Annotated in this window: 6 protein-coding genes and 1 tRNA gene; 3 read left to right on the top strand and 4 right to left on the bottom strand. The window is 37.8% G+C overall.

What is annotated here, in order from left to right:
- The first annotated feature begins 72 nt into the window (after positions 1-72).
- Positions 73-1128, top strand: a complete 1056-nt coding sequence (locus tag FJR06_RS07770; protein ID WP_217359767.1) for an HNH endonuclease — start codon at positions 73-75, stop codon at positions 1126-1128.
- A gap of 107 nt (positions 1129-1235) precedes the next feature.
- On the opposite strand, the gene gcvP is transcribed toward FJR06_RS07770, so the two are convergent.
- Both gcvP and FJR06_RS07780 read right to left on the bottom strand, forming a co-directional pair.
- On the bottom strand, positions 1236-4097 hold the full coding sequence (gene gcvP, locus FJR06_RS07775) for an aminomethyl-transferring glycine dehydrogenase (RefSeq protein WP_168651176.1): 2862 nt from the start codon (positions 4095-4097) through the stop codon (positions 1236-1238).
- Between the two features lie 132 nt (positions 4098-4229).
- A complete protein-coding gene (locus FJR06_RS07780; RefSeq protein ID WP_168651177.1) occupies positions 4230-5132 on the bottom strand; it encodes a rhodanese-related sulfurtransferase in 903 nt (300 codons plus the stop codon).
- 79 nt (positions 5133-5211) lie between these two features.
- Between FJR06_RS07780 and FJR06_RS07785 the strand changes: the two genes are divergently transcribed.
- Positions 5212-5284 (top strand) — tRNA-Ala (locus FJR06_RS07785).
- 76 nt (positions 5285-5360) lie between these two features.
- Here the strand turns inward: FJR06_RS07785 and FJR06_RS07790 are convergent.
- On the bottom strand, positions 5361-5993 hold the full coding sequence (locus FJR06_RS07790) for a DUF938 domain-containing protein (protein WP_015081130.1): 633 nt from the start codon (positions 5991-5993) through the stop codon (positions 5361-5363).
- Positions 5994-6120: 127 nt separating this feature from the next.
- Between FJR06_RS07790 and FJR06_RS07795 the strand changes: the two genes are divergently transcribed.
- Positions 6121-7530, top strand: a complete 1410-nt coding sequence (locus tag FJR06_RS07795) for a 1-acyl-sn-glycerol-3-phosphate acyltransferase (protein ID WP_174783437.1) — start codon at positions 6121-6123, stop codon at positions 7528-7530.
- Between the two features lie 159 nt (positions 7531-7689).
- On the opposite strand, the gene FJR06_RS07800 is transcribed toward FJR06_RS07795, so the two are convergent.
- Entirely contained in the window at positions 7690-9666 is a 1977-nt protein-coding gene (locus FJR06_RS07800) for a DUF4209 domain-containing protein (protein WP_168651178.1), read from the bottom strand.
- Positions 9667-10081: the final 415 nt, after the last annotated feature.

Here is a 10081-nt window from a genome sequence, read left to right on the forward strand (position 1 = left end):
AAGATGAGCGATCACACTAAGTTATGATAATCTATATGAGAGTGAAATTAAATAGTTATTATCTAGTATTTTATGGTTCGTATTTACAAATTAACTCAAGTACCATCTATTGATGATTACGTAACTGGGTTGACTGCAATTCAGTCTCGTATCAGTGAAAAACAACGTCGTTTACTTCAAGTGCAGTATCATACCCCCAATAGGAAAGTAACAGCAACTCAGCTTGCAGAATTAGCTAATATTGAAGGTGGTCGTCCAGTTGTTAACTCTCTATATGGAAGAATGGGACATTTATTTTGCGATGCAACTGGATTTGACGCTTATAAACATATAGATGATAAATATTTTTGGTGGTCTGTTTGGTCTATTGGTTATGCAACTCGTAAGAATTTTATATGGGAAATGCACTCTGAAGTTGCTGAAGCTTTAGAGTTATTAGGTTGGGTTAATAAAAATGATCAATTTGTAGATAAAGCTGAACCTTCTAATTTACTATATGATAAAATTTTTAATGAATTAGTATATGAAAGAGATGATCGTAATCCTCCTGATAATAGGCGACTTGCACAATTTAAGATGGGATGGTTAAATGCAAAATCACCGAAAAAAATCTATACAAATAAAACATTAAATAAGCGTCTGACATGGAACAATTTAGGATATCGTTTTGGCACGCAATTAGGTCATTTAGATGATTTTTATATAGAAGAAATTTATAATTTTTTTGCGTGTAAATACATAGCAAACTATGAAGTTAACCTTGAACATATAAGCAAAGATACAGTATTTTTTGCTGAAGAAGTTAACCCATCAGAAATTTTTCGTGAAGGTGCAATACGTCAAATCTCTGTCAATGCCTATGAACGTGATCCGAAAGCACGTCAAAAGTGTATTTCACACTATGGTACAAGTTGTTTTGTTTGTGGATTCAATTTTGGTAAAATTTTTGGTGAATTAGGTGAAGGTTTTATTCATGTTCATCATCTTAAACCACTGTCTCAAATAGGCACAGAATATGAGGTTGATCCTGTAAAAGATTTACGTCCTGTTTGTCCAAATTGTCATGCAATGATTCATCGAAAGTCACCTCCTCTTAGTATTGATGAAATAAAATTCCTGATTTCATAAGTTCTTAGTTCTTGGTCCGTAGGGTGTGTTAGCGCCAGCGTAACGCACCATTTCAATAAAAAAATCAAAATGGTGCGTTACATTTCATTAACGCACCCTACAATTAATTAACTATAAGCCTCCATCGGTAAACAAGAACAAACAAAATTCCTATCCCCAAAAGCCGCGTCTATTCTCCCCACACTTGGCCAGAACTTATATTCCTTATTCCAAGGTGCAGGATAAGCAGCTTGTTCACGGGAATAGGGATGATTCCACTCACCAATAATCAAACTTTCCGCAGTGTGAGGGGCATTTTTCAAAAGATTATCGTGAATATCCATCTTACCAGATTCAATTGCGGCAACTTCCTCACGAATCGCAATCAAAGCATCACAAAATCTATCTAATTCCTGTTTAGATTCACTTTCCGTTGGTTCAACCATAATTGTTCCCGCAACAGGCCAAGAAACAGTAGGTGCATGAAAACCATAATCCATTAACCGCTTCGCAACATCATCAATTTCAATCTGCGCTGATTTCTTCAAACTTCGCAGATCTAAAATACATTCATGTGCGACTAAACCATTTTTTCCCTGATACAAAACTGGATAATATGATTCCAATTTCTTAGCCATGTAATTAGCATTCAAAATCGCAATTTTGGTTGCTTCCGTCAACCCATCTGCACCCATCATGATAATATACATCCAAGAAATCACCAAAATACTCGCACTACCCCAAGGTGCAGCAGAAACAGCACCCAAATCACCACCCATTCTCACCACAGAATGTCCAGGAAGGAAGGGGACAAGGTGGGAAGCGACACCAATGGGACCCATACCGGGACCACCACCACCATGAGGAATACAGAAAGTTTTGTGTAAGTTCAAATGACAGACATCTGCACCAATATCACCAGGACGACAAATACCCACTTGGGCATTCATATTAGCCCCGTCCATGTAAACTTGTCCACCGTGACTATGAATTACCGCACAAATTTCTTGAATTGCTTCTTCAAATACTCCATGAGTTGATGGATATGTCACCATTAAAGCTGATAATTCATGACTATGTTTTTCAGCTTTGGCTTTTAAATCTTCAACGTCAATATTACCATGATCATCACAAGCAACTCCCACTACTTTCATTCCACACATTACCGCACTTGCGGGATTTGTACCGTGTGCAGATTGGGGAATTAAACAAATATTTCTGTGTCCTTCTCCGCGACTTTGATGATATTCATGAATTACCAAAAGTCCCGCATATTCACCTTGAGAACCTGCATTTGGTTGTAAGGAAATTCCGGCAAAACCTGTAATTTCTCCTAACCATACTTCTAGTTGTTGGAAGAGAATTTGATAACCTCTAGTTTGGGAAATTGGCGCGAAAGGGTGGATTTTCCCAAATTCTGCCCAAGTTACGGGAATCATTTCTGAAGTTGCGTTTAACTTCATGGTACAAGAACCCAAGGGAATCATGGAAGTTGTTAATGATAAATCCTTGCTTTCTAGTTGATGTAAATAACGTAATAACTCAGTTTCTGAATGGTAACGGTTAAAAACTGGGTGAGTGAGATATTTACTTGTCCGTGATAATTGAGAATGAGAAATTGCTAATTCTTCCACAGTAAAAGGTAATTGATCTTTCAATGCGAAAATTTGCCAAAGGTCAATTAAATCTGTTTCTGTGGTAGTTTCATCTAAGGAAATACCCACAGTGGAATTATCAAAAATTCTCAAGTTGATATTTCTCTCATGTGCAGCGTCGAGAATTGCTGCTAATTTGGTATTTCCTAATTCTACCCGCAAGGTATCAAAGAAGTTTTCCGAACCGATTTTATAACCTAACTTTTGCAAACCTGCGGCTAAAGTTGCGGTAAGTTCATGGATATTTTGAGCGATCGCTCTCAGTCCGTCCGGTCCATGATAAACTGCATACATACTCGCCATCACTGCCAATAAAACCTGTGCCGTGCAGATATTACTGGTGGCTTTATCTCTGCGGATGTGCTGTTCACGGGTTTGCAACGCCAAACGTAAGGCAGGTTTACCATTCACATCTTTTGATACCCCCACAATGCGCCCTGGAACAAGTCGTTTATACTCTTCCTTCGTGGCAAAATAAGCAGCGTGTGGTCCCCCAAATCCCAAAGGAATTCCGAAGCGTTGGGTACTGCCTACGGCAATATCAGCCCCTAATTCACCGGGGGGTGTGAGTAATAATAAGCTCAGAGGATCTGCGGCTACAGTCACCAATGCACCCTGAGCATGAGACTTTGTGATAAAATCGCAGTAATCGTAAATTGTCCCGTCGGTTGCGGGATATTGCAGAATCGCACCAAAGATAGTTTCGGAAAAATCAAAGGTTTGATGATCACCGATAATGATATTGATGCCTAAAGGTTTTGCGCGTGTTTGCAATACATCAATGGTTTGAGGATGACATTCACTAGACACAAAATAGTTATGGGATTTGTTTTTACAGACTCCATAACTCATACTCATCGCTTCTGCGGCTGCTGTCCCTTCATCAAGCAAAGAAGCGTTAGCAATTTCTAAACCCGTTAAGTCAATAATCATGGTTTGGAAATTTAACAACGCTTCCAAACGTCCTTGGGCAATTTCTGGCTGATAAGGGGTGTATGCTGTATACCAACCGGGATTTTCTAAGATGTTGCGTTGAATGACGGTAGGGGTAATACAGTCATAATATCCCATGCCGATAAATGAGCGATAAACTTGATTTTTATCCGCTATTTGCTTTAATTTTGCCAGTGCTGCATATTCGCTTTGTGCTGCTGGTAGGTTGAGGGTTTGATGAAACCGAATTGCCTGTGGTACTGTTTTATCAATGAGGTCATCAAGGTTGGAAAGACCTAATATATCAAGCATTTGCTTGACATCATCAGGGTTTGGTCCAATGTGTCTTTGTGTAAAGTTGCTCAATGTGCTGGTTTGAGTGCGCGGGGGATTAGATACCACAAATTGTTCTCCAAGGAGTTCTGTATTAATATATTGTAATGATCACTTTTGGATATTAGGGTTTTTTCTAAATTTTGTTTCGCGCAAAGGGGCAAAGGAGCAAAGACGCAAAGGAAGAAAGAAATCTGAAGTTTAAGTATTGGTTGAATTTATTGATTGGTAATGTTTCCATTTTTGCTGTAATCGCTTTCTTTTTTCGGGTGTTAAGGTATGGAAGCAGTGAGGACAGGAAATATTTTTTTCATATTCTGGGGAGGTTTTATCTGTTTCGGAAATGGGATATCCACAACAAAAGCATAGTTCCTGATTTCCTGTTTCTAAGTCATGACTAACTGTGACTCTTTGATCAAAAATAAAACATTCTCCTTCCCATAAACTTTCTTCTGGGGGAATTTCTTCTAGATATTTGAGAATGCCTCCTTGGAGCTGATAAACTTCTTCAAAACCTTGAGAAAGTAAATAAGATGAGGCTTTTTCACAACGAATTCCTCCAGTACAAAACATGGCTACTTTTTTATGTTTTTGAGGGTCAAGATGTTGTTGTACATATTCGGGAAAGTCTCTAAATATTTGAGTTTGCGGATTTTCTGCTCCTTTGAAAGTCCCAATGGTGACTTCATAATCATTGCGGGTATCAATGACTGTGACTTCTGGGTTGGAAATTAAATCATTCCAATCTTCAGGTTTTACATAAGTTCCTACTTTTTCCGCAGGGTTCACTTCTGGTAATCCCAAAGTCACAATTTCTGGCTTTAACCTAATTTTTAACCGTTCAAATGGGGGAATTTCTGTGTGAGATTCTTTATGTTCTAAATCTGCAAACCGCGAGTCATTGCGAAGAAAGGCTAAAACTGTGTCAATTTGCTGACGAGAACCAGCAATTGTGCCGTTAATTCCTTCCTGTGCTAGTAAGATAGTTCCTTTAATTCCTTGTAACTGACAAAAGGACAATAAAGCTGCTTGCAGTTCGCTACAATCAGGTAGACTCACAAATTTATATAATGCAGCAACAACTGTCTGATTTTCTTGGTTCATAGTCTTGCCAAATTAATAATAATAGTTTATGATAGGATGGTTATGTAAAATCAACCCTTTTTACATAAAAAACAGACTTGGGGGTTTAGCTCAGTTGGTAGAGCGCCTGCTTTGCAAGCAGGATGTCAGCGGTTCGAGTCCGCTAATCTCCATTAATTATACAAAAGAAAACAGATAAATTCCTTTGCGTCTTTGCTCCTTTGCCCCTTTGCGCGAAACACAATTCATCTATCTATGTTTAAATACTAGTGAAAAGTTATTTGCTGGCATGGGGTGAGTTTGGTGCAATGTCAGGTTTTGGGCTTCTGCGGCTTTTACTACATCTTCTAAATTACGCACTCCCCAATCTGGATTCTGTGCTTGTAAAGACTCATCAAAATCAGCGTTACTGGGTGCGGTATGTTCTCCATTTTGTTTATAGGGACCATATAAGTAGAGTATACCACCAGGTGGCAGAATCCGTCCAGCCCCTGCCATTAGTCCTAAACAGGCTGACCAAGGGGAAATATGAATCATGTTAATATTGACAATGGCAGAAATAGGTGGTTGTGGTATTATCTCTTTTTCCACAGGCCAAATTGGTGAACTTGCATCTAAATCTAGGGGTGGCTGCATGGCTTCACAGGGGAAAAATTCAGTCCACGCGCTAATACTAGCACGCAGTTCTGGGTTAGGGTCGGAAGGTAGCCATTGTCGAGGTGCGAGGTGGTAGGAGAAAAATGTAGCGTGTTCACCTGTGCCACTGGCTATTTCTAAAATAGTCCCATGTTGAGGCAATATTTGTAAAAGCAATTCTAGAATCGGTTCGCGGTTGCGCTGGGTTGCGGGGGCAAATTTTCGCTGGTCTGCGGGTGTGTTCATATCTGGCGAGCATTCACTATGATAATTAAATTAGCAGCGCTTCCTAGGTCTCGCTATCTCTTCGAGACGCTACCGCGAACGCTATCGCTCAATTTTAGCTTTTTTCGCCATATCACAGGAGAACAACTTGCCTAAATCTATTCATTCCACCCAACCTCCGCTTAAATTTATCCCTCAACGTCATAATCCCTTTATTGTGAAAATTGTATCTTGGTTTTTGCCTTTTATTTTGCGGGTGAGAACTAGACCTTGGCTACCTGCGGGTATTGTCAATATTGAAGCTAAAAATGCGGAAGTATTAGCCAAGTTATACCACGATTTTCAAGCAGGTAAGGTCAGATTTTTAATTGCTTTTCGTCACCCCGAAGTGGAAGATCCTTTATCTATGTTATACCTGTTATCACGGATTGTTCCCAAGGTGGCAAGAGAAAAAGGAATTAGTCTCAAATACCCTGTTCACAGTCATTTTATGTACGAACGGGGAATGACGTTATGGGCGGGAAATTGGTTAGGATGGTTATTTTCTCGACTTGGTGGTGTACCCATTCGTAGGGGAAGACGCGTAGATAGAAATGCTATCCAAATGGCCAGAGAATTATTTGCTAATGCAGAAATGCCGATTGCGATCGCTCCTGAAGGTGGTACAAATGGACATAGTAGCATAGTTAGTCCTTTAGAACCTGGTGTGGCACAGTTAGGTTTTTGGTGTGTGGAAGATCTAAAAAAGGCTAACCGCGAAGAACAGGTTTTTATTATTCCTATTGGTATTAAATATAGTTATGTTAATCCCCCTTGGCAAAAAATAGATCGGCTTTTATCTAAATTGGAAGCTGATAGCGGTTTACCTATAACGGAACTTAGTCAAACTGGAAAGGAACGGGAAGGAATTTTATATCAGCGGGTTTTGCGTTTAGCTGCATATCTAATTTCAGAAATGGAGGAATTTTATCACCGTTTCTATCATCAAGATTTTCCAGAAATTATCAGTTCAGAAGTTCCTATAAATGAAGTGTTAATTACTAGATTACACCGTTTGATGGACACTGCTTTGAAAATCACAGAAAAGTATTTTAATCTTCAGTCTCAAGGTAATTTTATTGATAGATGTCGTCGTTTAGAAGATGCTGGTTGGAATTATATTTATCGAGATGATATTGCCGATATTCCCAGTTTACCACCTTTTAAACGTGGTCTAGCTGATTGGATAGCCCAAGAAGCAGATTTGAAAATGCAGCACATGAGAATTGCTGAAAGTTTTGTGGCTGTTACTGCTGATTATATTCTCGAAAAACCCACTCCAGAAAGATTTGCCGAAACCCTTTTATTAATGTTTGATATGTTGTCTCGCATTCAGGATTCTACTTTACCAGGAAGACCACGTTTAGGTTTAAAACAATCCATGATTTCTGTTGGTGAACCGATTAATGTGAATACAAGATGGGAAAATTGTCAAGGGAATAAACAAGCTTTGCGTAAGGGTGTTAGTGAGTTGACGCAGGATTTACAAGTGATGTTGGAGGGGTTGATTAAGGATTAGGTTCACGCAGAGGCGCAGAGAGGTTTTTTGCGTCTTTGCGTGAAGTTTTGCATTTATAAAAATAAGTTTTACAAAGATTATTATCGAGTCCAATCTTCGATAGTTAAATCAGGAACTTTGATAAAGTCTTTGTAATTTTGAGTAACTACAATTGCTTGATTAACTAAAGCTTTCCTCAGCAGCCATTTCTTCATCTAATTTACGCCGATTTTCTGCCATTTCTTCGACAAATTCATCAAAAAATGGATCGTCTTTGAACATACCTGCAAATTTGACTAAAGGGTTAGACTCTTCTACAATTTCTTCAGGTATTAATATTCCTGCACCAAAGCATAGACGTAATGTTACCCACCATAAGTAAGAAAAAATAGGACTGGAAAAGTCATTATCATTAATTAAACCATGAGCCATGCGATTTCTTAAATTTGACCCAGATTTCTCTATTAATAAACCTTGAAGATCAAAAAGTGTATTTTCATCAAAAATGGAAGTAATTTGTGGATATTTACTAGGGAAAAGAGTTGTATTTAAATTGTCCTCTTTTTGAATACCATTATTTTTGTTGTCAATTCCCGAAGTTATTGCTCCTCTATTCGAGAGTAGATAACGAACTGAGTTTTCAATTTGGGGAATTAAGATATGGGTGGAAGCAATAAAATCTCCTGTTAATCCAGCATAAAGACCTTTTGCAAATAAATATTCTCTTCCTGGTGGTACAAAGGGGTTATTTAAAACCAATGGAAGTAAGTCTGTTTCTTTTATTTTTTTTTCTTCCGATTTTTGTATTATATGTTCCGAAATAATTTGATATCTAGCTGGTTCAATCAAAGCTTGAGCATAAGATTCTTGATATTTAGCAGCTTCTTCATACATTTTAAACTTAATTGCTTCTTTTACCTGATTTGGATCACTTGATAAAATTGAAGCGGATAAAGCTGTAACCTTCATCATACTATTCACCTTAGCCGGTGGGAACAGATCAGATACTACAGAATCACGAGACATCTGCTGTACCTGATCTTTTAGACAGGAGACTTTAGGTGGAGTTGCTAAAAAAGCCAAAGCTAATAGTGCTTCTAGAAATTCTTTGTCTTTAACCTTTGATATGGCTAGTTCTGCTTCGTCACTAATATTAAACTCAGCAGAAATTGTTATTAACTCATTAGATGACTTTTGCTGATACTCAAGAAGACGTTTGTGAATTTCTTCTAATTTAGCATTTATTACTGTTATTTCTTCTTCTGTACTTTGACTTTTTAATCTTTCAAATGCTTCAAAAGCTTTCTGTAAATCGTGTGATGCTTTGAAGTAAGAAGTTGGATGTTTATTTAAAGAATCTTCAGCTTCCTTCTTGTAAGTTTCAGCAGCAGACATTCTTGCTGTATGTGCCTTTTCTATATTTTTTCCAATGTGATGCCATTTTGCTGTAATTTCCCAATACCTTCTTGATATATACCAATCATGATCCGATTCTGCCTGTTTTGCCCATTCTTCAGCAATAACTGCATATTTAATGGGATCAAAGAGTTGCCGTGCTTGGAGTTTCTTTTCTTGCAAAAGCTCCATAAGATTTATTGATATACCCCAAGGATCTTTTCCGTTACTATCATTAATAATTGCTTCTATGCGTGCAACAACTTTTTTTACTTCATGGTTATTATTTATAATCAGTCCTAGCCGAAGCGCTCGTTCAATCTTGTTTTGGCGGAATAATATTTCAGGATCTTCTAAGTTTGTGGTAAATTCTAAGTAGGCATCAATTGCTTTCTTAGCCATATCAATATCAACATTACCGCGCCTGAGCCAGAGAATGTCTGCGACTCGTGCTTTAAGTTCTGGATCTGAAACTTCATCTACAATCTCAGCCAGAAAGTTCAGGTGTTCATCTGTGAGGTGCTGGAAAACTCCAGGAAAAACCTTTTTTGTTGATTCTGGCTGAATTTCATCAGAAGTTATAAGCGCCAAAATTTCAAAAACTGCCTGTTCCTTGATATTTTCTGCTTCTTTTGCTTCTTTTGCCTTTGTATAAAAAGGTAAATAGTAGCTAGAACAATCCTTACTACTGCTATTAACCACTTCTTTCCAGCCAGAGTTAATAAAATCTTCTTTGGTGAGAGGGGGGTTTAGAGATAACATAATTTAAATTTGCTAATAAGTCTATTATGGGAAATATAGGAGAACTTAGGCGATTTAACGGCTATCCATATATTAACCCAATTTGCAAAAAATCGCTCACGACCTTAATCAATAGTTAGTGATAAATATTACTTTCATAGCTTAGGAATAAATCAGTACCATAATAGTGATATACTGACTGAGAGCGATCGCTACACTTTACATTAGGCATAGCACATTCCCTCAACTGTAAGCTAATACTGGAGGGGTTGGTTAAGGATTAGTTTGGCGCAGATGTATAAACTTAATAACGTAATTGATATTGATCTAAAAAATCATTTTTATGTACTTGGGCAAGATATAACATAATTTTTAGGTAATAGGTAATAGGTAATAGGTAATCTTCCCAATCACCAATCACCAATCACCAATCACC

The sequence above is a fragment of the Dolichospermum sp. UHCC 0352 genome (assembly GCF_009711925.1).
Lineage (GTDB): Bacteria > Cyanobacteriota > Cyanobacteriia > Cyanobacteriales > Nostocaceae > Dolichospermum > Dolichospermum lemmermannii.

Excerpts from the sequence above, each read along its gene's own strand:
- FJR06_RS07770 (WP_217359767.1), top strand. The coding sequence starts at position 73 with ATGGTTCGTATTTACAAATTAACTCAAGTACCATCTATTGATGATTAC.
- FJR06_RS07780 (WP_168651177.1), bottom strand. The coding sequence starts at position 5,132 with ATGAACCAAGAAAATCAGACAGTTGTTGCTGCATTATATAAATTTGTG.
- FJR06_RS07790 (WP_015081130.1), bottom strand. The coding sequence starts at position 5,993 with ATGAACACACCCGCAGACCAGCGAAAATTTGCCCCCGCAACCCAGCGC.
- FJR06_RS07800 (WP_168651178.1), bottom strand. The coding sequence starts at position 9,666 with ATGTTATCTCTAAACCCCCCTCTCACCAAAGAAGATTTTATTAACTCT.